The 22040-nt window shown below is 66.8% G+C and carries 22 protein-coding genes; 10 read left to right on the top strand and 12 right to left on the bottom strand.

Going from position 1 to position 22040, the window contains the following annotated elements; translation table 11 throughout:
• Positions 1-9: 9 nt before the first annotated feature.
• The 6 genes from J2W22_RS14500 to J2W22_RS14475 form a co-directional block, all read right to left on the bottom strand.
• Entirely contained in the window at positions 10-339 is a 330-nt protein-coding gene (locus J2W22_RS14500) for a hypothetical protein (protein ID WP_307118945.1), read from the bottom strand.
• Positions 340-403: 64 nt separating this feature from the next.
• The gene (bioB, locus tag J2W22_RS14495; RefSeq protein WP_307118944.1) at positions 404-1396 is read right to left on the bottom strand and encodes a biotin synthase BioB; all 993 of its coding nucleotides are present in this window, start codon (positions 1394-1396) and stop codon (positions 404-406) included.
• On the bottom strand, positions 1393-1737 hold the full coding sequence (locus J2W22_RS14490) for a hypothetical protein (RefSeq protein WP_307118943.1): 345 nt from the start codon (positions 1735-1737) through the stop codon (positions 1393-1395). Before J2W22_RS14490 ends, bioB begins: the two co-directional genes overlap by 4 nt.
• On the bottom strand, positions 1734-3875 hold the full coding sequence (scpA, locus tag J2W22_RS14485; protein ID WP_307118942.1) for a methylmalonyl-CoA mutase: 2142 nt from the start codon (positions 3873-3875) through the stop codon (positions 1734-1736). The genes J2W22_RS14490 and scpA overlap by 4 nt, the downstream gene beginning before the upstream one ends.
• A gap of 135 nt (positions 3876-4010) precedes the next feature.
• Positions 4011-4430, bottom strand: a complete 420-nt coding sequence (gene mce, locus J2W22_RS14480; protein WP_307118941.1) for a methylmalonyl-CoA epimerase — start codon at positions 4428-4430, stop codon at positions 4011-4013.
• A gap of 217 nt (positions 4431-4647) precedes the next feature.
• The gene (locus tag J2W22_RS14475) at positions 4648-6174 is read right to left on the bottom strand and encodes an acyl-CoA carboxylase subunit beta (RefSeq protein WP_307118940.1); all 1527 of its coding nucleotides are present in this window, start codon (positions 6172-6174) and stop codon (positions 4648-4650) included.
• A gap of 225 nt (positions 6175-6399) precedes the next feature.
• Between J2W22_RS14475 and J2W22_RS14470 the strand changes: the two genes are divergently transcribed.
• Positions 6400-7797 (top strand): helix-turn-helix domain-containing protein, encoded by a 1398-nt coding sequence (locus tag J2W22_RS14470; RefSeq protein WP_307118939.1) that lies wholly within the window; start codon positions 6400-6402, stop codon positions 7795-7797.
• A gap of 129 nt (positions 7798-7926) precedes the next feature.
• Here the strand turns inward: J2W22_RS14470 and J2W22_RS14465 are convergent, their stop codons facing one another.
• A complete protein-coding gene (locus tag J2W22_RS14465) occupies positions 7927-8853 on the bottom strand; it encodes a DUF3829 domain-containing protein (RefSeq protein WP_307118938.1) in 927 nt (308 codons plus the stop codon).
• A gap of 137 nt (positions 8854-8990) precedes the next feature.
• Between J2W22_RS14465 and J2W22_RS14460 the strand changes: the two genes are divergently transcribed.
• Positions 8991-9749, top strand: a complete 759-nt coding sequence (locus J2W22_RS14460) for a class II aldolase/adducin family protein (RefSeq protein WP_307118937.1) — start codon at positions 8991-8993, stop codon at positions 9747-9749.
• Positions 9750-9812: 63 nt separating this feature from the next.
• Here the strand turns inward: J2W22_RS14460 and J2W22_RS14455 are convergent, their stop codons facing one another.
• Together J2W22_RS14455 and J2W22_RS14450 are read right to left on the bottom strand one after the other, a co-directional pair.
• Positions 9813-10202, bottom strand: a complete 390-nt coding sequence (locus tag J2W22_RS14455) for a GIY-YIG nuclease family protein (RefSeq protein ID WP_307119592.1) — start codon at positions 10200-10202, stop codon at positions 9813-9815.
• Positions 10203-10370: 168 nt separating this feature from the next.
• Positions 10371-11171 (bottom strand): DODA-type extradiol aromatic ring-opening family dioxygenase, encoded by an 801-nt coding sequence (locus J2W22_RS14450; RefSeq protein ID WP_307118936.1) that lies wholly within the window; start codon positions 11169-11171, stop codon positions 10371-10373.
• A gap of 77 nt (positions 11172-11248) precedes the next feature.
• Between J2W22_RS14450 and J2W22_RS23500 the strand changes: the two genes are divergently transcribed.
• The 3 genes from J2W22_RS23500 (at position 11249) to J2W22_RS14430 (ending at position 13677) form a co-directional block, all read left to right on the top strand.
• A complete protein-coding gene (locus tag J2W22_RS23500) occupies positions 11249-11761 on the top strand; it encodes a (2Fe-2S)-binding protein (RefSeq protein WP_373422977.1) in 513 nt (170 codons plus the stop codon).
• Positions 11762-11880: 119 nt separating this feature from the next.
• Entirely contained in the window at positions 11881-12837 is a 957-nt protein-coding gene (locus J2W22_RS14435; RefSeq protein WP_307118935.1) for an RcnB family protein, read from the top strand.
• 117 nt (positions 12838-12954) lie between these two features.
• The gene (locus tag J2W22_RS14430) at positions 12955-13677 is read left to right on the top strand and encodes a 2OG-Fe(II) oxygenase (protein WP_307118934.1); all 723 of its coding nucleotides are present in this window, start codon (positions 12955-12957) and stop codon (positions 13675-13677) included.
• Between the two features lie 144 nt (positions 13678-13821).
• Here the strand turns inward: J2W22_RS14430 and dapA are convergent, their stop codons facing one another.
• The gene (dapA, locus tag J2W22_RS14425) at positions 13822-14703 is read right to left on the bottom strand and encodes a 4-hydroxy-tetrahydrodipicolinate synthase (protein ID WP_307118933.1); all 882 of its coding nucleotides are present in this window, start codon (positions 14701-14703) and stop codon (positions 13822-13824) included.
• Between the two features lie 71 nt (positions 14704-14774).
• Between dapA and J2W22_RS14420 the strand changes: the two genes are divergently transcribed.
• The 4 genes from J2W22_RS14420 to J2W22_RS14405 all read left to right on the top strand — a co-directional run bounded on the left by J2W22_RS14420 (position 14775) and on the right by J2W22_RS14405 (position 18309).
• Complete coding sequence (locus tag J2W22_RS14420) at positions 14775-16781, top strand: lytic transglycosylase domain-containing protein (RefSeq protein WP_307119590.1); 2007 nt, start codon at positions 14775-14777, stop codon at positions 16779-16781.
• 149 nt (positions 16782-16930) lie between these two features.
• The gene (greB, locus tag J2W22_RS14415; RefSeq protein ID WP_307118932.1) at positions 16931-17407 is read left to right on the top strand and encodes a transcription elongation factor GreB; all 477 of its coding nucleotides are present in this window, start codon (positions 16931-16933) and stop codon (positions 17405-17407) included.
• A gap of 107 nt (positions 17408-17514) precedes the next feature.
• Positions 17515-17793, top strand: a complete 279-nt coding sequence (locus J2W22_RS14410) for an acylphosphatase (protein WP_307118931.1) — start codon at positions 17515-17517, stop codon at positions 17791-17793.
• A gap of 132 nt (positions 17794-17925) precedes the next feature.
• Positions 17926-18309 carry a DoxX family protein gene (locus J2W22_RS14405; RefSeq protein ID WP_307118930.1) on the top strand — a complete coding sequence of 128 codons (384 nt, stop codon included), beginning with the start codon at positions 17926-17928 and terminating at the stop codon, positions 18307-18309.
• Here the strand turns inward: J2W22_RS14405 and J2W22_RS14400 are convergent.
• Positions 18306-19310, bottom strand: coding sequence for a M28 family peptidase (locus J2W22_RS14400; RefSeq protein ID WP_307118929.1), 1005 nt, complete (start codon positions 19308-19310; stop codon positions 18306-18308). The genes J2W22_RS14405 and J2W22_RS14400 overlap by 4 nt on opposite strands.
• A 58-nt stretch (positions 19311-19368) precedes the next feature.
• Here J2W22_RS14400 and J2W22_RS14395 point away from each other — a divergent pair, with 58 nt between their 5' ends.
• A complete protein-coding gene (locus J2W22_RS14395) occupies positions 19369-20166 on the top strand; it encodes a transporter (RefSeq protein ID WP_307118928.1) in 798 nt (265 codons plus the stop codon).
• A gap of 26 nt (positions 20167-20192) precedes the next feature.
• Here the strand turns inward: J2W22_RS14395 and J2W22_RS14390 are convergent, their stop codons facing one another.
• The gene (locus J2W22_RS14390; protein ID WP_307118927.1) at positions 20193-21959 is read right to left on the bottom strand and encodes a methyl-accepting chemotaxis protein; all 1767 of its coding nucleotides are present in this window, start codon (positions 21957-21959) and stop codon (positions 20193-20195) included.
• Positions 21960-22040 lie beyond the last annotated feature (81 nt).

The following is a 22040-nucleotide window of genomic DNA, read 5'->3' as shown; positions in this document are numbered from 1 at the left end:
TTTCCTCGCCTAGGTTCCCGCGATCCGCGCCCAGCGTTGGCGCACTCCGTCGCAATTGGTGATTTCGTACAGATCGATCTTCTTGCGCCAGCGCAGCCTACGCGGCAGCGCCACTTCGATTTCCTCATCCCGATCGAGGCGAAGGCGGAGCACATCCGTCCGGGGCAGCATGCTCAGCCCCGTCAGGCGGATCCGCATGACCGTACGCTCTTCATCGATGTCCTGATCGGCACGCAGAACCCCGATATCCTTGAAGATGCCCCGCATCCGCACGAGCGTGAGACTCGTCGGGTTGCGCGGGCCCATCGGAAGCGGGTTGAGCGCCGATCTCCTCTTCATCCGCCGCCTCGCATCCGGATGATCCGGAAGAGCCCATGGCCGGCCCGGATCATCCGCCGGAAGTTCACTCCGCCGCCTCCAGCTCCACCTTTACCTCGGCCTGCATCGGCTTCACGCCAAGCCGCGCGAACAGCGCCGCATCCTTGTCGTCGCCGGCATTGCCCGCGGTCAGCAGCTTGTCGCCGGTGAAGATCGAGTTGGCGCCGGCCAGGAAGCACAGCGCCTGGGTCGCGTCGCTCATGCTCTCGCGCCCGGCGGAGAGGCGCACCATGCTCTCCGGCATGGTGATGCGCGCCACCGCGATCGTACGGACGAACTCGATATCGTCGATCTGGGCGAGCGGCGTATCCGCCAGCATGTTGCCCAGCACCGTGCCCTTGATCGGCACCAGCGCGTTCACCGGCACGCTGCCCGGATGCACCGGCAGAGTGGCCAGAGCATGGATGAAGCCGACACGGTCCGGCCGGGTCTCGCCCATGCCGACGATGCCGCCGCAGCACACGTTGATCCCCGCCTCGCGGACATGCTCGAGCGTGTCGAGCCGCTCCTCGAACGTCCGGGTGGTGATCACCTCGGCATAGCGCTCGGGCGAGGTATCGATATTGTGGTTGTAATAGTCGAGCCCGGCATCGGCGAGCATCTGCGCCTGCTTCTCGCTGAGCATGCCCAGCGTCATGCAGGTCTCCATCCCCATCGCGCGCACACCCTGCACCATCTCGACGATGGCGGGCATGTCGCGGTCCTTGGGATTGCGCCAGGCAGCGCCCATGCAGAAGCGCGACGAGCCGTGATCCTTGGCCTGGGCCGCGGCCTGCAGCACCTGGCGCACGTCCATCAGCTTGGTGGCCTTGAGCCCGGTCTCGGCCGAGACCGACTGGCTGCAATAGCCGCAATCCTCGGGGCAGCCACCGGTCTTGATGCTGAGCAGGGTCGAGAGCTGGACCTCGTTCGGCGCGTGGTGCGTGCGATGCACCTCGGCGGCGCGGAAGACGAGTTCGGTGAAGGGCAGGTCGAACAGCGCGGCGATCTCGTCGCGGGTCCAGTCGGTACGGGTCATGGTAGCAGGGTCCGGGTGAAGAGATAGACGAACATGCCGACGCCGATGGAAAGCAGCACGGGCGCACCGATCCGGCAGAAATTGACGTTGTTGTTCAGCGGCTTGCGTTTGAACCGCGCACGCACGATCTCGCCCGCGCCAGAGAAGGAGAGCAATCCCGCCGCCGCCAGCACGATCAGCACCAGGATGACCGCCTTGGGCGAAAGGCTCTTGCCATAGGGCACCAGCGCCAGCACCCCGCCCAGCGAGACGATGCACAGCGAGGTGAGGTGCTTGAAATAGTCGTAGAGCAGGGCCTCGCCGTCTCCGGCTCCGACCAGCTCTTCCTCGATCTCCGTCATTCGGCGGCTTCCTCCACAGGGGGCATGTTGTGCCCGAGGAGCCTGAGCACTTCTTCGGCGGCTTTGACAAGGTTGGTGCCCGGCCCGAAGATCGCCTGGACGCCGGCTTCGCGCAGGAATTCATAATCCTGTGCCGGGATCACCCCGCCGGCGACCACCTTGATGTCCGCCCTGCCCGCGTCCTGCAATTCGCGGATCAGCTCGGGGATCAGCGTCTTGTGGCCTGCGGCGAGGCTGGAGGCGCCGACCACGTCGACATCGCTCTCGATCGCCAGCGCTGCGGCTTCCTGCGGGGTCTGGAACAACGGCCCCGGCACCACTTCGAAACCGAGGTCACCAAAGGCCGAGGAGACCAGATTGGCGCCGCGGTCATGCCCGTCCTGCCCCATCTTGGCGACGAGCATGCGGGGCTTGCGGCCAAGCCGGCGCTCGGTGGCGGTCACCCCGTCCTTGAGCCGCTCCCACACCGCGTCGTCCTGATAGGCGCCGCCATAGACGCCCTGCACCGGGGTCGGCTTGGTGGCATAGCGGCCGAAGCCTGCCTCCATCGCCGCGCTGATTTCGCCCAGCGTGGCGCGGGCGCGGGCGGCCTCGACCGCCAGCGCCAGCAGATTGTCGCTGCCTCGCGCGCCTTCCTGCAGCGCGAACAGCGCCGCCTGGCACGCCGCCTCGTCGCGGCTCGCCTTCACCCGCTTGATCCGCGCGATCTGCGCCTCGCGGACGGCATGGTTGTCGACATCGAGGATGTCGATCGGCTCTTCCTCGGCCTTGCGATACTTGTTGACGCCGACGATCACCTGCTCGCCGCGATCGATCCGCGCCGCGGTCGCCGCTGCGGCCTCCTCGATCATCGCCTTGGGCCAGCCCGCCGCCACCGCCTTGGCCATGCCGCCTTCGGCCTCGACCCGCTCGATGATCTCCCAGGCCTTGTCGACCAGCTCCTGGGTCAGGCTCTCGATATAATAGCTGCCGCCCAGCGGATCGACGACATTGCACATGCCGGTCTCCTCCTGGATGACCAGCTGGGTGTTGCGCGCGATCCGGGCGGAGAAGTCGGTCGGCAGCGCGATCGCTTCGTCGAGCGCATTGGTGTGCAGGCTCTGCGTGCCGCCGAGCATCGCCGCCATCGCCTCGATCGTGGTGCGGATGACGTTGTTGTACGGGTCCTGCTCGGTAAGCGACACGCCGCTGGTCTGGCAATGCGTCCGCAGCATCTTGGAGCGCTCGTCCTGTGCGCCCAGCCTGGTCATCACCCGGTGCCACAGCACGCGGGCAGCGCGCAGCTTCGCGATCTCCATGAAGAAGTTCATACCGATTGCGAAGAAGAAGCTCAGCCGCCCGGCGAACTTGTCGATATCCAGGCCCGAGGCGACACCGTATTTCACATATTCCATGCCGTCGGCAATGGTGAAGGCAAGCTCCTGCACCTGCGTCGCCCCGGCTTCCTGCATATGGTAGCCGGAAATCGAAATACTGTTGAATTTCGGCATGTTCGCGCTGGTATATGCGAAGATATCCGAGATGATCCGCATGCTCGGTTCGGGCGGGTAGATGTACGTGTTGCGGACCATGAACTCCTTGAGGATGTCGTTCTGAATGGTCCCGTCGAGCAGGCTCTTGTCGACGCCCTGCTCCTCGCCCGCGACGATGAAGAAGGCGAGGATGGGGATCACCGCGCCGTTCATCGTCATCGAGACCGACATCTGATCGAGCGGGATGCCGTCGAACAGGATCTTCATGTCCTCGACGCTGTCGATCGCCACGCCCGCCTTGCCCACGTCGCCGGTGACGCGCGGATGGTCGCTGTCATAGCCGCGATGGGTGGCGAGATCGAAGGCGACGCTCAGCCCCTTCTGCCCCGCCGCGAGGTTGCGGCGGTAGAATGCGTTGGACGCCTCGGCGGTCGAGAAGCCCGCATATTGCCGGATCGTCCAGGGCCGCCCCGCATACATCGACGCGCGCACGCCGCGGGTGAACGGCGCGAAGCCCGGCAGGCCGGGATCGAGATGCGCGGTGTCCTCGGCCGTGTAGAGCGGCTTGACCTCGATGCCCTCGGGCGTGTGCCAGTTCAGGTCGCGGCCCTTCACTTCCTTCGAAGCGGCGGCGGACCATTGGTCGAGGGTGGGCTTGTCGCTCACAATCCCTCTCCCTTTGGGAGAGGGAGGGAGCGCCGAAGGCGCGGAAGGGTGAGGGTCGAGTACGAAGCCAAGCCGCCCTCACCCTCCCGGCGCTGCGCGCCTCCTTCCCTCTCCCAAAGGGAGAGGGACAGTCGATCAATGCCCGTCACGCGGCGTCTCCATGATCTCGGTCAGCACCCCGCCCATGTCCTTCGGATGCACGAAGAAGATCGGCGTGCCATGCGCGCCGATGCGCGGCTCGCCGAGCACCTTGGCGCCCTTGGCCTCGAACCAGGCCTTGGCCTCGTGGATATCGGGCACTTCGTAGCAGAGGTGATGCTGCCCGCCCGCCGGGTTCTTGGCCAGGAAGCCGTGGATCGGCGAGCCCTCGCCCAGCGGCTCGATCAGTTCGATCTGGCTGTTCGGCGTGTCGACGAAGCAGACCTTCACCCCCTGCGCAGGCAGGTCGAAGGGTTCGCGGATCACTTCCGCGCCCATCACGTCATGGTAAAGGGCGATCGACGCTTCGATCGAAGGCGTCGCGACGCCGACATGGTTGAGGCGGCCGAGTTTCATTTCACCATTCCATAGTGACGGAGCGCCGCTTCTATCGATGGACGCTTCTTATCGGGGCAGGGATGTAGTCGCGAGTTAGCTGACTGCCGATTGGGCGCCTGGCGAGTGGTAAGTCCATGCGCGGCTTTAATATCAGCAATCCAGCAGGTCTTCGGCACGTAGCCGTCAGTAGCCTTCACCCGATCCTGAATTTGCCGATAGCTGGCCATCTCGGACCTCACAGCGGGATGTTGTCGTGCTTCTTCCACGGATTCTCGAGCTGCTTGCCCCGCAGCTTGCGGAGCCCCAGGGCGATGCGGCGGCGGGTGGAGTGCGGCATGATCACCTCGTCCACGAAACCCTTCGCAGCTGCAACAAACGGATTGGCGAAGCGTGCCTCATATTCGGCGGTCCGCTCGGCGATCTCTTCCGGCGTCTTGCCGCGGAAGATGATCTCCACCGCGCCCTTAGCGCCCATCACCGCGATCTCGGCGGTCGGCCAGGCGTAATTCAGATCGCCGCGCAGATGCTTGGAGGCCATCACGTCATAGGCGCCGCCATAGGCCTTGCGGGTGATCACCGTGATCTTGGGCACCGTCGCCTCGGCATAGGCGTAGAGCAGCTTGGCGCCGTGCTTGATGATCCCCGAATGCTCCTGGCCGACACCCGGCAGGAAGCCCGGCACGTCGACAAAGGTCACGATCGGGATCTCGAACGCGTCGCAGAAGCGCACGAACCGCGCGGCCTTTTTCGACGAGTTGATGTCGAGGCATCCGGCCAGCACCATCGGCTGGTTGGCGACCACGCCCACCGTGCGCCCCTCGATCCGGCCGAAGCCGATCAGGATGTTGCCGGCATGGCTCGGCTGCAGCTCGAAGAACTCGCCCTCGTCGAGCGTCTTCTTGATGAGCTCGTGCATGTCATAGGGCTGGTTGGCGCTCGGGGGGATCAGGCTGTCGAGGCTCGGCTCCAGGCGATCCCAGGGATCGTCGCACGGCCGCTCGGGCACCTGCTCGCGGTTCGAGGCTGGCAAGAAGTCCACGAAGTCGCGGGCCGCGAGCAGCGCCTCGATATCGTTATCGAAGGCCACGTCAGCGACCCCCGACTTCGTGGTATGCGTCACCGCACCACCCAGTTCCTCCTGCGTGACGATCTCGTTTGTAACGGTCTTCACTACATCCGGGCCGGTGACGAACATGTACGATGAATCCTTCACCATGAAGATGAAGTCGGTCATCGCGGGGGAGTAAACTGCGCCTCCAGCACAGGGGCCCATGATCAGGCTCAGCTGCGGCACCACGCCCGATGCCAGCACGTTGCGCTGGAACACCTCGGCATAGCCGCCGAGCGACGCGACACCCTCCTGGATGCGCGCGCCGCCGCTGTCGTTGAGGCCGATCACGGGCGCGCCGACCTTCATCGCCATGTCCATGATCTTGCAGATCTTCTGTGCATGACGTTCGCTGAGCGAACCGCCGAACACGGTGAAGTCCTGGCTGAACACGAAGACGAGGCGGCCGTTGATCGTGCCCGATCCGGTAACGACGCCGTCACCGGGGACGATCTGGTCCTGCATGCCGAAGTCGACGCAATTATGCTCGACATACATGTCGAGCTCCTCGAACGAGCCCTGGTCGAGCAGCACTTCGACACGCTCCCTCGCGGTGAGCTTGCCCTTGGCGTGCTGCGCGTCGATCCGCTTCTGCCCTCCGCCCAAGCGGGCGGCGGCGCGGCGGCGTTCCAGTTCCTCGATCGTCGACGACATGCGGTTCCCCTTAGGTGGCTGCGCCTCTGCATCGGGACATGCCCCTACGGCAAATGCAATGTTGCAAAGTTGCAGCGCGCCGGTTTGCAGATATACTGCGGATATGCGCAGATCGCTCCCCTCACCCTTTCCCCGTCATCCCCGCGCAGGCGGGGATCCAGAGTCGCTAGCGATGCCCTTTGTTACTCTGGATCCCCGCCTGCGCGGGGATGACGGGTTTGGAAAATGAACACACCCCGCCGCCGCGTCTTCGAAGGCTTCCGCCTGCGCGAGCTGCGTCGCCGCGCCGGGATCAGCCAGGCGGCGATGGCGGCCCGGCTCGGCATCTCGGTCTCCTATCTCTCGCAGATCGAGAATAACGACCGGCCGATCACCGACATCGTCCTCGTCGCGCTCGCCCGCGAATTCCCGCTCGAGGCGTTCGGCGATGTCGAGGACAGCGCAGCCCTCCTCCGCACGATCGACGCCGCCACCGATGCCAGCGTCCCCGCCGGGCGGCTCGACGAAGCCGATGTCCGCCGCGGCATCGAGCAGCAGCCGCTCCTCGCCCGCCGCATGGTCGCGCTGCACGAGGCCTGGCGCCGCAGCCAGGAGCAGCTCCGCGTCCTCGACGACCGGTTCGACAGCGGCTCGACCGGCACCGCCCCGCTCCCCTGGGAGGAGGTGCGCGACTGGTTCCAGGCCGAGGGCAATTACATCGACGCGATCGACCGCTCGGCCGAGACGCTCTCCGCCGATCTCGACCCCGATCGCCCCACCCGCGGCCTCGAGGACCGGCTGCGCTGGCACGGCGTCCGCGTCACCGGCGAGGAGGGCGACGGCGGCCAGCTCAGCCGCTTCGACCCGCGCGACCGCACGCTGGCGGTGAACAGCGCGCTCCCGCCCGAGAGCCGCGCCTTCCTGCTCGCCCACCGGCTGGTCCGCTACGAGTTCGAGAACGAGATGCGCCAGGTGGTCGAGGACTCCGGCCTCGCCTCCCCCGCGGCGCGCGAATTGCTCAACATCGGCCTCGCCAACTATGCAGCGGGCGCACTGCTGATGCCCTATACCCCATTCAAGGACACCGCGCGCACCGTCCGCCACGACATCGACCGGCTGCGCCAGCGCTTCGGGGTGAGCTTCGAGCAGGCCTGCCACCGCCTCTCGACCCTCCAGCGCCCGGGTGCCGCCGGCCTGCCCTTCTTCTTCTGCCGGGTCGACATGGCCGGCAACATCACCAAGCGCCACTCGGCCACCCGCCTGCAATTCGCCGCGCTCGGCGGCGCCTGCCCGCTCTGGGTGGTGCACGAGGCGGTGGCGATCCCCGACCGGATCCTCGTCCAACATGCCGAGATGCCCGACGGCACCCGCTATGTCTCGATGGCCAAGGGGCTGGTGAAGCCCTCGGGCAGCTATGCCCGCCCCTCGCGCCGCTATGCCGTGGCCTTGGGCTGCGAAGAGCTGCACGCCGCCGACTTCGTCTATGCCGACGACCTCCGCCCGGGCGGCGCGGCCACCCCGATCGGCGCCAGCTGCCGCATCTGCCCGCGGGTGGACTGCGACCAACGCGCCTTCCCCCCCGCGGCCTCGGCGATCGCGATCGATCCGGACCGGCGCAGCGTCGTGCCTTACGCGTTCAGTTGAGGAAGGACCCCGCCGCTATCAATATCCGTCATCCCCGCGAAGGCGGGGATCCAGAGTCACAAAGGACATTGCTCTGCCACCCTGGATCCCCGCCTTCGCGGGGATGACGATGATTAAAGCGAGAATAGCTCAACTGATCCGGTTCGCCGACCCCACCGCATTGTTGTACGAGTCGATCATCGACTTCATGTCGCTCGACGAATGCGACTGCTTCAGCTCGCGATACTGGCCGATCATCGATCCCAGCATCTCCGCCACCAGCTCATAGGTACCCAGCCGGCTCTTCTCGAGCGGCTCGGTCGCCTTGGTCTTGGCTTCGGCGATCGCCTTTTGCTGCTCGGTCAGCAGCTTGTCGAGCGACGACGCCAGCGCATCGCCCTTGGCGAAGATCGCCGCGTCCTTCAGGTCCTCGGGCTTGTCGAACAGCCCGACCAGCTCCTCGGCCTGCAGCATCGCCTGCTTGTTGTTGTAGCCGACGATGTTGCCGTCCGCCTTGAGCTTGGCGAGCTCCGCCTCGGCGCCGGCCCGCCGCTGCTTGACCAGCTCGGCGTTGAAATCGTCCATCGCCTTCAGCGCCGCATCGAACTCGGCGACCATCTGGGCGTCCTCGGCCTTGCCGCGCTTCAGCGCGTCCTCGCGATAGGCCTTGGTGTTGTAATATTGATAGAGCGGCCCCAGCCGGGCGAGCACCTTGACCAGCGCGGCGTCCAGCGCCTCCGCCTTCTTGTCGAGATCGCCGAGCGAGCCCGGCAGCGCGATCGCCGCCTTCAGCTTGCCCTCGCCGGTCTCGACCCAGCCGTCGCTGACGTTGATGCTGTCCGACGGCGATCGGCTCGGGATCTTGGCTTGCTTGTAGGTGTCCGCCGTCGCCGGCAGGCCGAAGGTGTCGATCAGGCCGTTATACGCCTCGGTATAGGCGCTGATCTTGGCCGCGGCATCGGGCGAAGTCGCCACCGCCGCCGATCCGTTGCCGCCCCCCGAGCCTGCGCCGCCACAGGCGGCCAGTGTGAACAACCCCGCCAGGACGACACCCTGGCGCACCTTCAACTTCAGCATGCGGAAAACACCCCTCAACCGTTGCGCCGGCGAAACGCACTGCGCGCGCATTCGATCCATCGAGCATGTGCTCCTGCTTTCGCAGGAGCGCAGCTTGTGGCATACCCGAAAAACGAAAAAGCCTTGGGAGAGGTAACATGGCCACCGCGCTGGCAACCAAAGTGATGACCGAAGCCGAGTGGGAGGCGCGCCAGCAGCTCGCCGCCTGCTATCGGGTGTTCGACATGCTCGGCTGGTCCGAGATGATCTACAACCACATCACGCTGAAGGTGCCAGGCGAGGAAGGCGCATTCCTGATCAACCCGTTCGGGCTGCACTTCAGCGAGGTGAAAGCGTCGAATCTGGTCAAGATCGACATCGACGGCAACAAGCTCGACGACTCGCCCTATCCGGTGAACCGCGCCGGCTTCGTCCAGCACGCGCTGTTCCACCGCCACCTGCCTGACGCGCATTGCATTGCACACACCCACACCACCGCGGGCATGGCGGTCGCCAGCGTCGAGGGCGGCCTGCGCCCCACCAATTTCTACGCCTGCAACTTCGCCGGCCAGATCGCCTATCACGATTTCGAGGGCGTGACGGTGCGCGACGAGGAAGGCGAGCGGCTGCTCGCGCATCTCGGCGACAAGCGGGTGATGCTGCTCCGGAACCACGGCATCCTGGTGATGGGCCGCACCCTGCCCGAGGCGTTCATCAAGCACTGGTCGCTCCAGCGCGCCTGCGAGATCCAGATCGCCACCGCCTCGATGGGCGAGCCCTTGGTGGTGCCGGACGAAGTGATCGCCGTCCACCAGCGCGACCTCCACATGGCCCAGGTCCCCGGCGGCCCGGGCGCGGCGGACTTCGCCGCAATGGTCCGGCTGGTGGACCGCACGGACAAGAGCTGGCGGGAGTAGGGACCCCTCTCTACGCCCCTAAACGTCACCCCGGCCTTGTGCCGGGGTCCACCGCGCAGCGAGTCATACCGGCAACGGCTCAAGCCCTAACCCAACAGTAAGGTCGTTCCACATCGGGTTCTGCCGCTCGATCAAATTGCGCTTCCACTCGCGCCGATAGCGCTTGAGCTGCTTCTCGCGCGCAATCGCCCCTTCCATGCTTTCGCCGGTCTCGAAATAGACCAGCCGCCGAAGCCCAAGCCTCTTCGCATGTCCCTCGAACGCGCCTTCGCGATGCTGGATGATCCGACCCAGCAGGTTCGAAGTCACGCCTACATAGATCGCGCCGTTATAGCGGCTGGCCAGGATATAGACGCAAGCGTTCTTTCGATCACGACGGACATTGTCTGCGGCCCGGTGGATCCCGGCACAAGGCCGGGATGACGGAGTTACGTCCAGAGCGGACGCACTCACTTCCAAAATAGGATTTCGCCTGCCACCCTCGCTTCGCTCTTTCTCATCGCGAATATCAAGCCGGACGCGAAGGCACCCGGACGGGTAAATCCGCCGCTTCGGAAAGCCGCTGCGCGGTAGCTGTGGATGTCGTGACTTTAGTGAACTTTCGCACCCAATTAGGGTAATTCACCCGAACCGATACCCCGAGACCGTCCACCCCAGCACATGGTCGCGGTAATCGCGCACCGCCGCTCCCTCGCCGCCCGCACCGAGTGCGACCATCAGCGGCAGCAGGTGCTCCTCGCGCGGATGGGCGAAATGGGCATGCGGAAGCTGGTCCCAGGCGGCGACGCGCGCTGCCCGGCGCGCCGGATCGGCATCGGTCACGGCATCGGTCAGGGCCGCATCCCATTCGTCGGCGACCGGCGTCACCTGCGGCCCGCGGGCGCGCAGGTTGTGGAAGCTCATGCCCGAGCCGACGATCAGCACGCCTTCCTCGCGCAGCGGCGCGAGCGCCTTGCCCAGCGCGATATGGTCGGCCGGATCCAGGTCCTTGCGCAGCGAGAGCTGGACCAGCGGGATGTCGGCGCCCGGCACCGCGACCATCATCGGGATGAACACACCGTGGTCCCACCCCCGCTCGCGCTCCTCGCCGACGGGAAAGCCCGCGCCCTCGAGCAGCGCCTTCACGCGCGCCGCCAAGCCAGGCGAGCCCGGTGCGTCCCAGCGCAGGCGATAGGTGTGCTCGGGAAAGCCGTAATAGTCGAACAGCAGCGGCTGGCCGTTGCCGGCATGTACCGTGACCTGCTCCTCCTCCCAATGGCCCGAGACCAGCAGGATCGCCTTTGGCCGCTCGGGCAGCGAGTCGATCAGCCCGGCCAGATAGGCCTGCATCGGCTGCCACATCGGATCGGCCGGGCCGCCATCGGGGTCCATAAAGAAGCAGGGGCCGCCGCCATGCGGGATGAAGAGCGTGGGAAGTGTCATGCGATTGATGTCGCGCCCGGGGCGGCCCGGCACAATGCCGGTTTCGGAAACACCGCGTTTCCCGCTACACCCCTCGCATGACTCGTTTCACCGTCAACAACCAGCCGGTCGCGTACAAGATGGATCCGCGCACGCCGCTGCTCTGGGCGCTGCGCGACGCCTCGAACCTCACCGGCACCAAATATGGCTGCGGCACCGGCGATTGCGGCGCCTGCACCGTGGACGTCGACGGCACCGCCCGCCTCGCCTGCCAGGAGACGATCGGCGCGCTCGAGGGCACGTTCGTCACCACGATCGAGGGGTTGTCCAAGGATCGCAGCCACCCGGTGCAGCAGGCCTTCATCGCCGCCAACGTGCCGCAATGCGGCTATTGCATCCCCGGCGTGGTGATGGCCGCCTCGGTGCTGCTGCGGGGCAACCGCAATCCCAGCGAGGCGAACATCAAGGATGCGATCCCCAATCTCTGCCGCTGCGGCATCTATCCGCGGCTGATCGAGGCGATCCAGAACGCCGCCCGCATCGCCCGGGGCGACGCGCCGGCCCCCGAGCCCGGGCAGGACGCGCCGACGCCCGCCCAGTCGGAACCCTAGATGTTTCAGATGCTTTCAATTGGCTGACAGATGAATTCAGAGTCATGTCAGCCGCCGGGTTCTAGAGAGGTGCTACCCTCGAAGCCCGGCGCGTGTGCCGGTCCAGCGGAGACACTCTTATGAAGAAGACCTTGCTAGCGGCGATCATCGCCGCAACAGCCCTGGTCCCGCCGGCACTGGCGCAGGATCGCGGGCATCGCTGGGGCGGCGGCGACCGTTCCGGCAATTCGGGCGCCTCGCAGCCGGCGCAGGACCGTGGTGACCGCGGCAATCGCGGCGGTGGCTGGCGCCAGTCCTCGGGCCAGCCCCAGCAACAGGCACAGCCGCAGCAGCAGCCGCGCCGCGACTGGAACGGCGGCGGCGCCAATGGTGGCGGCGCCAATGGCGGCGGCTGGAACCGTGGCGGCTGGAACGGCGGCGACCGCGGCGCGCGTCCGCAATGGAATGGCGGCCAGGCCCGCCCGCCCCAGACCCAGGCCTCCCCGCCCCAGGCCCAGCCGCAGCAGCGCTGGGACGGCAACCGCGGCGGCGACGGTCGGCGCGACTGGAACCGGAACGGCCAGGACCGCCGCGACTGGAACCGCGACGGCAATCGCAGCGGCCAGTGGGATCGCGGCAACCGCGACTGGAACGATCGCAACCGCGACCGCAACTGGAACAACGACCGCAACCGCAACAATGGCGGCTGGAACCGCGGCGGCTGGGGCGGAAACGACCGCAACCGCTGGGACAACAACCGCGGCTGGGGCGGCAACGACCGCGGTCGCTGGAACAACAGCTGGCGCAACGACCGCCGCTACGACTGGCGCGGCTATCGCAGCTCCAACCGCGGCCTCTACCGCCTGCCGCGTTACTATGCGCCGTCGGGCTGGGGCTATGGCTATCGCCGCTTCGGGATCGGCTTCACGCTCAGCTCGATCCTGTTCTCGTCGCAATACTGGATCAACGATCCCTATTATTACCGCCTGCCCGAGGTCTACGGCCCGTATCGCTGGGTGCGCTACTACAACGACGCGCTGCTCGTCGATGTCGAGACCGGCGAGATCGTCGACACGATCTACGACATCTTCTGGTAAGCCAGCCCGCATCTTGCCAGAAGTGGGAGGCCCGGCCCGTCAGGACCGGGCCTCTTGCCTTTGGCAAGGGGCACCACCCCTATTGACCGCGAGGCCCTCAGGCGCAAATTGGCCCTTGTGAGCAAGAATATCGGCAGAGTATCGGGATCTCCCTCGCCCAACCGCGCGCGGATCGCCCGCGAAGTCACGGCGAAGCTGGAGTCCCATCCCGGCATCAAGCGGGCAAAGGTGGAGACCGCACAGCTCTACACCTTTCCCGATTTCCTGAGCGAGGCGGAGTGCGACGCGCTGGTCGCCCTGATCGACAAATCGGCCCGCCCCTCCACGCTGCTCGCGGCGCACGAGGATCCCGAGTTCCGCACCAGCAGCTCGACCGACCTCGACCGCTGGTCCGATCTCGTCTGGCAGATCGACGACCGCATCGCCCATCTCCTCGGCCTGCCGCCCGAGAATGCGGAGACGCTGCAGGGTCAGCGATATGCACCCGGCCAGCAGTTCCGCGCGCATTGCGACTATTTCCACGAAGGTGCGGAATATTGGGAGAAGATGCTCGAATATGGCGGCCAGCGCACCTGGACCGCGATGGCCTATCTCAACGATGTCGAGGAAGGCGGCGCCACCTGGTTCCCGCGTGCCGGGGTTCGCTTCAAGCCGAAAAAGGGCCTGTTGCTGATCTGGAACAACATGATGGAAGACGGCACGCCCAATTACGACACGCTGCACGAGGGCATGCGCGTGCTCGAGGGCACCAAGTACATCGTCACCAAATGGTTCCGCGAGAACGCCTGGATCCGCGGCCATGTGCCGACCTATTATGCCGGCGGCGAGCAGCGGGCCTGATCTACCAACAATATCATGTGCTCCTGCGGAAGCAGGAGCCTAGGATGGCGAAGTGCCAACCAACCTTGGGCTCCCGCTTTCGCAGGAGCACTGGATTTTAGTTGCCACCATCGACTCTCCCCCACCAGGGAGGAGAAGGCGTCGCTAGACCAGCCCCGCGAATTCCAGCGCGGCGTCGACCGCCTTGCGGCTCGCCTCTCCGGCCGGCGTCATCGGCAGGCGCAGCTCCTGCGGGAAGCCTTCCCGAACCCGCCCCAGCGCATATTTCACCGGGCCCGGCGAGGCATCGGTGAACATCGCGAGGTGCAGCGGATAGAGACGGTCGTGCAGCTCGAGCGCCTTCGCATGCTCGCCCGCCGCCCAGGCCGCCTGGAACTCGGCGCAGAGCTTCGGCGCGACATTGGCGGTCACCGAGATACAGCCCGTACCGCCCATCGCATTGAAGGCCAGCGCCGTCTCGTCATTGCCCGAGAGCTGGATGAAGTCGTGCCCGCAGCCGGCGCGCTGCTCGGAAACGCGGGCGAGCGCACCCGTCGCATCCTTCACGCCGATGAACTTGCCCGGGAACGCCTTGACGATCCGCGCCATGGTCGCCGGCAGGATGTCGGTCACCGTGCGGCCGGGGACGTTGTAGAGCACCACCGGCAGCTCGGCCCGCTCGGCGATCGCCGCGAAATGCTGGAAGATGCCTTCCTGGCTCGGTCGGTTGTAATAGGGCGGGACCATCAGCACCGCATCGGCACCGGCGTCGGCAGAAGCTTTCACATTCTCGATCGCGACCAGCGTGTCGTTCGAGCCGGCGCCGGCGAGCACGGGCACACGGCCCTTCGCCTGGTCGGCGCAGACGCGCACCACTTCGAAATGCTCGTCTTTGGGCATGGTCGCCGCCTCGCCGGTGGTGCCGCACGGCACCAGCCCGGCAGAGCCTTCGGCAATCTGCCATTCAACAAGCGTGCGATAGTCTTCCTCCGCGAAGATGCCGTTACGGAACGGCGTCACCAGCGCGGGAATGGAGCCCCAGAACATGGTCCGAAAATCTTCCTCAATTCCCCAAATCGGGGCTGGCAGATAGGCGCGGGTCATCTATCATGTCCAGTATGCTTGCTCCGCTGTTGAAAAGTGCGTTGTTGTTCGCGGGCGTCTCAGGGCTCGCCGTCTCGTCGCAGCTCACGCAGGAGCAGATCCAGTGGTACAAGGTGGCGCTGGAAGCGGGCGTTCCCCGCGTGCCGCCGCCCTATATCCAGGCCGATCAGCTCGGTGACGCTCTGGTCGAATGGAAGCGCCTCCAGCAGTCGGATAACTACCCCTTCTCCGACTATGCCAATTTCCTGCTGCTCCATCCCGGCTGGCCTGGCGAGAAGAGCCGCCGCGCGGCTGCCGAGACCGTGCTCGAGAGCGGCACCTGGGCGCCCGGCCTGGTCGTCCGCTATTTCGAGCGCTTCGCGCCGCTGACCGCCGCCGGCCGCCTGCGCTATGCCGAGGGGCTCGCCGCCTCGGGCCGCCGTGCCGAAGCCGAGGAACAGGCCCGCCGCGCCTGGCGCCACGGCGTGCTGCGCCCGCGCGACGAGACGGCTTTGCTCGCCGGCTTCGCCAGCGTGCTCACCCCGGCCGATCATGACGCACGTATGGACATGCTGCTCTGGGCCGGCTCGCTCAGTGCCGCGCAGCGCCAGCTTTCCTATGTCTCGCCGGCGATGCGCCCGGTGTTCGACGCGCGGATCGCCTTCCGCACCAAGGCGCCCGATGCCGATGCGAAGGGCGCCGCTGCAATTGCGACCGGCCGCGCCAATCCCGGCTACATCGCCGATCGCGCGATGTGGCTGCGCGACACCGGCCAGAGCCCGGCGATGCGGTCCTATCTCGCCCAGCCGCGCCAACTCGCCTCTTATCCCGGCGATGCCGAGGAATGGTATGAAGTGCTGCTGACCGCGGCACGCGGCGCCCAGTCGGACGGCCAGTTCAGCCTCGCCTATCAGATCGCCAGCCAGGTCGACGATGCCTTCCCCACCGGCACCGACATCAGCCAGCTGCCGCTCGGCGAGCGCGACGATTATACCAGCCTCACCTGGCTCGCCGGCACGGTGGCGCTCAACAATCTCGGCCGCAGCCGCGACGCGATCGGCATGTTCGATCGCTACGGCCATGGCTCGAAGACGCCGACCACCCAGTCCAAGGGCTTCTACTGGGCGGGCCGCGCGGCGGAGGTCTCGGGCGACCAGGCGAAAGCGACCGGCTTCTACACCAAGGCCGCGGGCTTCCCCGACGTCTATTACGGCCAGCTCGCCACCGAGCGACTCGGCAATCCGCTCAAGCGCCCACCCGATTTCAACGCCCGGGTCAGCGATCCCGCGGTGCGCGACGCCTTCTTCAAGAAGGAGACGGTGCGCGCCGCGCAGCTGCTCGGCACGATGGGCAACCGGCAGGACCAGAGCCTGTTCATCCGCCAGATTGCCAATGACGCGACGTCGGACAGCGACCACATCCTCGCCGCCGAGCTGAGCCGCGCGATCGGCCGCCCGGACCTGGGCGTGCTGGTCGGCAAGAGCGCGCTGCAGAACGGCCTCTCCGACTATACCGCCGCGGGCTATCCCACCGTGGCGGTGCCCGCCTCGCAGCAGGATTACTGGACGATCGTCCACGCCATCGCGCGGCAGGAGAGCCAGTTCGATCGCGACGCGGTCAGCCATGCCGGCGCACGCGGCCTGATGCAGCTGATGCCGGGCACGGCCCGCGAGGTCTCGACCAAGCTCGGGATGAGCTACAGCCCCGGCACGCTGAACTCCGACACCGATTACAACATTCAGCTCGGCTCGACCTATTTCCAGCGGATGTACAATCTCTACGGCAGCTATCCGCTGGCGATCGCGGCCTACAATGCCGGTCCCGGCAACGTGAACAAATGGATCCGCGCCAATGGCGATCCGCGCCTGCCGGGCGGCGACATCGTCCAGTGGATCGAGCAGATCCCGATCTTCGAGACGAAGAACTATGTCCAGCGCGTGATCGAGAACGCGGTGGTCTACGATCTGCTCAACCCGGAACGCGCGCGCTCCAGGGGGCCTGCGAACACCAGCTGGTATCTGGGCAAGAACAAGCCGGGCTAGGGACCGCATAGCCACTTGCGCTCCCCTTCCGCTTGCGGGAGGGGTCGGGGGAGGGCGTATCCGCTGGCCATACGGTCGTGCTTCGAGACAGCCCCTCCCCTAACCCCTCCCGCAAGCGGAAGGGGAACACAGGTCGAAAAGCGACGGAAATGGACCGCCCCAACTACATCACTCCCGCCGGCTACGCCGCGCTCCGGACCGAATACGAAGCCCTCTTCGCCAGGGAACGCCCCGCGCTGGTCGAGACGATCAGCTGGGCCGCCGGCAATGGCGACCGCTCGGAGAATGGCGATTACATCTACGGCCGCAAGCGCCTGCGCGAGATCGACCGCCGGCTCGGCTGGCTGTCGAAACGGATGAAGGCGGCCAAGGTCGTCGATCCGGCGCAGCAGGAGGACAAGAGCCGCGCCTATTTCGGCGCCACTGTCACCATCGCCGACGAGGACGATAACCACCGCACCCTGACCCTGGTCGGCGACGACGAGGCCGATGCCGCCAAGGGCCTGGTCGGCTGGAACGCCCCCCTCGCCCGTGCCTTGCGCGGCGCCGGTATCGGCGACCTGCGCCGCGTCAGCCTGCCCGCGGGCGAGCGCGAGTATGAAGTGATTGCGATCACTTACCCCTGAGGCGCGACGAGTCGCCGCGCGAATGGATTCCCTCGCATCTTCAAAATGATAGAACTGTGTCCAGGCCGAAGGGTTGCGGCCGGGTATAAAAATGAGCGTGGGGACATATGACGGCACAGCGTATCTATGTGTCGGGCCGCGTGCAGCGCGTCGGCTATCGGGACTGGGCGGTGCGTACCGCCAAGCAGCTTGGCGTGAAGGGCTGGGTCCGCAATCTGAACGACGGGCGCGTGGAGCTGCTCGCAGAGGGCGATGAGGAGGCGCTGTCCTCGCTCACCGAAGCGCTCCGCGAGGGCCCGCCCATGGCAGTGGTCGACCATGTCGAGGCCTTCCAGACCGCCGAGGACAAGCACGCCAAGGGATTTACCAAGCGCTTCACCGCCTGAGGCGGAACGCATGGCGCCCGATCGGAAACATTCGGTTTCCCGGGCGTCCAGTTGACCGATCGGACATGAAGTGAAACATTTCTCTCTCGAAACGGCCCGCAAGGACGCGCGCCGGTCGAGGGAGACTATTGCATGCCCATTCCCGCAAGCTGGTCCGGCAAGCTGCTGAGCGTCCTGCGCATCTTCGCAGGCCTTGGCTTCCTGCAGCACGGCCTTTCCAAGTTCTTCAACGTGCCGCCCTTCCCGATGCCGCTCAATCCGCTGCTCTATGCCGCGGGCACGATCGAGCTGGTCGGCGGGGCGCTGCTCGTCATCGGCCTGTTCACGCGCCCGGTCGCCTTCATCGCCTCGGGCATGTGCGCGGTCGGCTATTTCCTCGTCCACGCCAAGGGCGGCTTCTTCCCGGCGGTGAACGGCGGCGAGGCGATCATGCTCTACTGCTTCATCTTCCTCTACCTCGCGGCCGCCGGCGGCGGCACGTGGAGCGCAGACGCGGCGACGGCCAAGAAGGCCTAACGCCAGCGGCGGATCAGCCGCTCGATACCCAGGGTAACCCGGGCAAGCCGGTCATAGTCGAGCTTGTCCGGGGTATCCGTCAGCTTGTGATAGTGCGGATAGCGGAACGGCGCGGTGTCGGTGATCATCAGCGCCGGCACGCCGATCTCGCCGAACGACCAGTGATCCGACCAGTCGATCCCCTCGACGAAGCCCGGTGCGGTGCCGCCCACGCTCGGGAACTGCGCCACCTCGCGAAACCCGCCGACGGCCTTGCGCACCAGCGGCCGTGACGAAACGGTGCCGACGAACGCGACGAAATTCCCCGTGTCCGGATAGAGCGCGCCGAGCGGGAACGGATAATGCTGGCTCCCCGGCGCATCGTCGTAGAAGCCCAGCGTCTCCAGCGAGAACATCGCATCGGGCTTCTGCCCCTTAGCTGCCAGCGCCCGGGCATAGACCAGGCTGCCCATCCGGTCGGTCTTGAAGAAGGGCGGCTCCTCATTGGCGAAGAAGGCCAGCCGGATGCGGACATCCGCCTTGCCGCGCAGGTCGGCGAGCAGCCGGGCGAGCTCGAGCAGCGCCGCGGTGCCGCTGCCATTGTCGTTCGCCCCCGGCGCACCGCGCGCGCTGTCGTAATGCGCGCCCACCACCAGCGTCGGCGCATCGGCCGAGCGCGGCTCGATCACCGCTTCGAGATTGACCGCCAGCCCCTCGTCAAAGGCCTGGCGGGTGACCGCATAGCCCGAAGCCGCCAGCCGCTGCTCGATATAGCCGACCGCCGCGGCATAGCCCGTCGCATGGCCGACATTATGCGGCTTGCTGGCGATCGCCGTGACATGCCCGCGCAGCCGCCCGGCAAGGTCGCGCTCCACAGCGTTGAGCGGCGGCAGTGGCCCCTCCCAGGACTTGCCCGGCACCGAAGTCATCCAGCGCAAGGCCACAACGGGTGACAGGAACAGCGCGGCAAGGATCGCCAGCACCCCTATCCGCCCGGCATTTTCCCTGATCCATTCGCGCATGCAGCTCCCCCTCGGACGGACGCTACCCTGCCGCCCGCGAACCGTCTATGCCGCCGCCATGAAGCTCACCCTTGCCCTAGCCACCGCATTCGCCGCCATCGGCACCGCCAACGCGCAGGACCTGCGCCCGCTCTGCCCCGACCGTCCCGGCCTCGATACGCCAGCCTGCACCGTCGATCCCGGGCACCTGGTCGCGGAGATGGGCGCGATTGACTGGTCGCTCGACCGCGATGCCGGCCAGCGCAGCGACAGCTTCACATTCGGCGACATGCTGCTGCGCTACGGCGTGGCGGACCATGCCGAAGTCCAGCTCGGCTGGACCGCCCTCGGCACCGTCCGCACGCATGACCGCACCACCGGCGCAGTGACGCACGACAGCGGCACCGGCGACATCACCCTCGCCGTCCGCCGCAACCTGTCGCATCCGGACGGCTCGGGCTTCGCCGCCGCGGTGATGCCCTATGCCACGCTGCCGGTGGGCGGCGCGACGATCGGCGCGGGGGACTGGGGTGCCGGCCTGATCGTGCCGCTCAGCTACAGCCTCACCGACAAGCTCGGCCTGTCGCTGACCCCCGAGATCGATGCGGCGGTGGACCAGGACCGGCACGGCCGCCACCTCGCCTATGGCAGCGCCATCGGCCTCACCGCGGCCCTCACCCAGACGGTGAGCAGCGCATTCGAGCTGCAGGCGGTGCGCGACCGCGATCCCGCCGGCCACGCCACCCAGGCGCTCGCCAGCCTCTCGGTCGCCTGGCAGCCCAAGTCGAATCTGCAGCTCGACATGGGTGCCGTCGCCGGGCTCAATCATGCCAGCCCGGACGTGGAGCTCTATATGGGGATCGCCCGCCGCTTCTGAGCGGCAAGCGATCCCCCGGGCAAAACTCAGGCAGCGACGCTGTGGAGCTGGACGACCTGGCTCCGCGGCGCGGCACCACGTCCACCCTCGGTGCGGAACTTGCCCGCCTGGTCGGCGAGGTTGCCGACCTCCTCGGCCAGGTTGCGCGAGGCAGCCGAAGTCTCTTCCACCATCGCGGCATTCTGCTGGGTCGACTGGTCCATCTCGTTCACCGCGGTGACGATCTGGGTGATCGCGGTCGACTGGGCCTGGTTGTCCGCCGCCATGGCGTCGAGCAGCTTGTGGACCGCGCCCACCCCGCCCGAGATCGCCTCCAGCGCCGTATCCATGCGCTGCACCGCCTCCACGGCCGAGCCGACCTCGTCCTGCGTCACGGTCAGCTGCTCGCGGGCGCGCTTGGCCTCTTCCTCGGCGCGCATCGCGAGCGCCGAGACCAGATCCGCGACCACCGCGAAGCCACGCCCGGCCTCACCGGCGCGCCCGGCTTCCACCGCGGCGTTCATCGCAAGCACGCGGGTCTGGAAGGCGATCTTGTCGAGGCCCTCGATCACGTCGTCGATGCCGCGAGCGCTCTCGCTGACCCGGCCCATCGCGGTGACCGCCTGATGGGCGAGCGAACGGCCGTCGCCGACCACGCGGATCGCCTCGTCGGCGCTGCGCACCGTCTGGTTCGCCGCCTCGGCGGTGCCGCGCAGGCGCTGGTCCATCTGGGCAAGCGCGGCCGAGGTCTCCTCAAGGCTCGCGGCATTGCCCTCGGTACGGCGCGCCAGGTCTTCCGAAGCCTGGGCGATCTCGCGCGAGCCGGTCTGGATCGCGGCGGCGCCTTCGTTGACCGTCGAGATCAGCGTGCGCAGCGCGATCAGCGCGCTGTTGAAGTTGGTCTTGAGCGTCGCATAGCTCTCCGGGAACGCGACCGAGATCTCCTCGGTCAGGTCGCCCTCGGCCAGCGCCGACAGGCCCTGGCTCAGCGCCGTGGTGACGATCCGCTGGGTCTCGGCGGCAGCGGCGGAAGCGTCGCGCTCCTTGGCGATCACCGATTCCAGATAGGCGTCGACCGAGCGGGCGATGTCGCCGATCTCGTCGCGCTGGTCGGTGTGCGGCACCTTGGTCGTGCCGCTGGCACGCGCCATGCCGTGGATCACTTCGGCCAGGCCCTTGATCGGCGCCACGACCTTGCGGCTGACGATGAAGAAGGCGCCGCCCAGCACGCCGAGCGCGATCAGGCCGAGCACGATCACCACGGTCATCGCGGTGTTGGCGCTGGACAGCGCGCTGGTGGTCACGTCGCTGGCGACGCTGATCTGCAGTGCAACGAGCTTGCCCACCGTATCGGAGACCGGATCCACGTCCGCATAGATCTCGCCCATCACGAACCGGTCCAGCCCGGCGCGGTCGCCGCTGCGCAGCATCGTCTGCAGGCGGGCGACGCCCTGATTGGCCTTGGCCATCGCGGCCTCGGCCTGCTTGGCGAGCGCTTCCTCGTCCTCGGTGGCGTCGGTCGCGGCATAGCGCTTCCACGCCGCGTCGATATCGGCCTTGCTCTTCTCGATGTTCTGCACTGCCTGGTCGAAGCTGATATTGCCGTTCCTGGCCTTGTGCGCGGAATCGACGATGCCCACGGCGTAGCTGTCCGCGACCAGCTTCAGGTCCTTGAGCGGGATCACGCGGTCCGCCAGCACCGTATCCAGCGCGTTGCGGCTGGTGGTGGCCGACCAGGAAAAGCCCGCGATGACGGCGCCGAGGACGAGCCCCAACATCACCAGTGCGGAGAGCAGCTTCTGCTTCAACGTCATGATTCAACTCCGGCGCATCGTAAATTACGGAATTTATAGAGCCGAATCGGAACGAAGCGCGGAACCGCAACGAAAAACGCC

It is taken from the genome of Sphingomonas kyeonggiensis, from assembly GCF_030812785.1.
Taxonomy (GTDB): Bacteria; Pseudomonadota; Alphaproteobacteria; order Sphingomonadales; family Sphingomonadaceae; genus Sphingomonas; species Sphingomonas kyeonggiensis_B.
Note: the sequence above shows the minus strand (reverse complement) of the source record. Positions and strands in the feature narration are given on the sequence as shown.

What these genes read in the sequence shown, in the direction of transcription:
- J2W22_RS14500 (WP_307118945.1), bottom strand. Translation starts at nt 339, where the DNA reads ATGAAGAGGAGATCGGCGCTCAACCCGCTTCCGATGGGCCCGCGCAAC.
- bioB (WP_307118944.1), bottom strand. Translation starts at nt 1,396, where the DNA reads ATGACCCGTACCGACTGGACCCGCGACGAGATCGCCGCGCTGTTCGAC.
- J2W22_RS14490 (WP_307118943.1), bottom strand. Translation starts at nt 1,737, where the DNA reads ATGACGGAGATCGAGGAAGAGCTGGTCGGAGCCGGAGACGGCGAGGCC.
- mce (WP_307118941.1), bottom strand. Translation starts at nt 4,430, where the DNA reads ATGAAACTCGGCCGCCTCAACCATGTCGGCGTCGCGACGCCTTCGATC.
- J2W22_RS14475 (WP_307118940.1), bottom strand. Translation starts at nt 6,174, where the DNA reads ATGTCGTCGACGATCGAGGAACTGGAACGCCGCCGCGCCGCCGCCCGC.
- J2W22_RS14470 (WP_307118939.1), top strand. Translation starts at nt 6,400, where the DNA reads ATGAACACACCCCGCCGCCGCGTCTTCGAAGGCTTCCGCCTGCGCGAG.
- J2W22_RS14465 (WP_307118938.1), bottom strand. Translation starts at nt 8,853, where the DNA reads ATGCTGAAGTTGAAGGTGCGCCAGGGTGTCGTCCTGGCGGGGTTGTTC.
- J2W22_RS14460 (WP_307118937.1), top strand. Translation starts at nt 8,991, where the DNA reads ATGGCCACCGCGCTGGCAACCAAAGTGATGACCGAAGCCGAGTGGGAG.
- J2W22_RS14450 (WP_307118936.1), bottom strand. Translation starts at nt 11,171, where the DNA reads ATGACACTTCCCACGCTCTTCATCCCGCATGGCGGCGGCCCCTGCTTC.
- J2W22_RS23500 (WP_373422977.1), top strand. Translation starts at nt 11,249, where the DNA reads ATGACTCGTTTCACCGTCAACAACCAGCCGGTCGCGTACAAGATGGAT.
- J2W22_RS14435 (WP_307118935.1), top strand. Translation starts at nt 11,881, where the DNA reads ATGAAGAAGACCTTGCTAGCGGCGATCATCGCCGCAACAGCCCTGGTC.
- dapA (WP_307118933.1), bottom strand. Translation starts at nt 14,703, where the DNA reads ATGTTCTGGGGCTCCATTCCCGCGCTGGTGACGCCGTTCCGTAACGGC.
- J2W22_RS14420 (WP_307119590.1), top strand. Translation starts at nt 14,775, where the DNA reads ATGCTTGCTCCGCTGTTGAAAAGTGCGTTGTTGTTCGCGGGCGTCTCA.
- greB (WP_307118932.1), top strand. Translation starts at nt 16,931, where the DNA reads ATGGACCGCCCCAACTACATCACTCCCGCCGGCTACGCCGCGCTCCGG.
- J2W22_RS14410 (WP_307118931.1), top strand. Translation starts at nt 17,515, where the DNA reads ATGACGGCACAGCGTATCTATGTGTCGGGCCGCGTGCAGCGCGTCGGC.
- J2W22_RS14405 (WP_307118930.1), top strand. Translation starts at nt 17,926, where the DNA reads ATGCCCATTCCCGCAAGCTGGTCCGGCAAGCTGCTGAGCGTCCTGCGC.
- J2W22_RS14400 (WP_307118929.1), bottom strand. Translation starts at nt 19,310, where the DNA reads ATGCGCGAATGGATCAGGGAAAATGCCGGGCGGATAGGGGTGCTGGCG.
- J2W22_RS14395 (WP_307118928.1), top strand. Translation starts at nt 19,369, where the DNA reads ATGAAGCTCACCCTTGCCCTAGCCACCGCATTCGCCGCCATCGGCACC.
- J2W22_RS14390 (WP_307118927.1), bottom strand. Translation starts at nt 21,959, where the DNA reads ATGACGTTGAAGCAGAAGCTGCTCTCCGCACTGGTGATGTTGGGGCTC.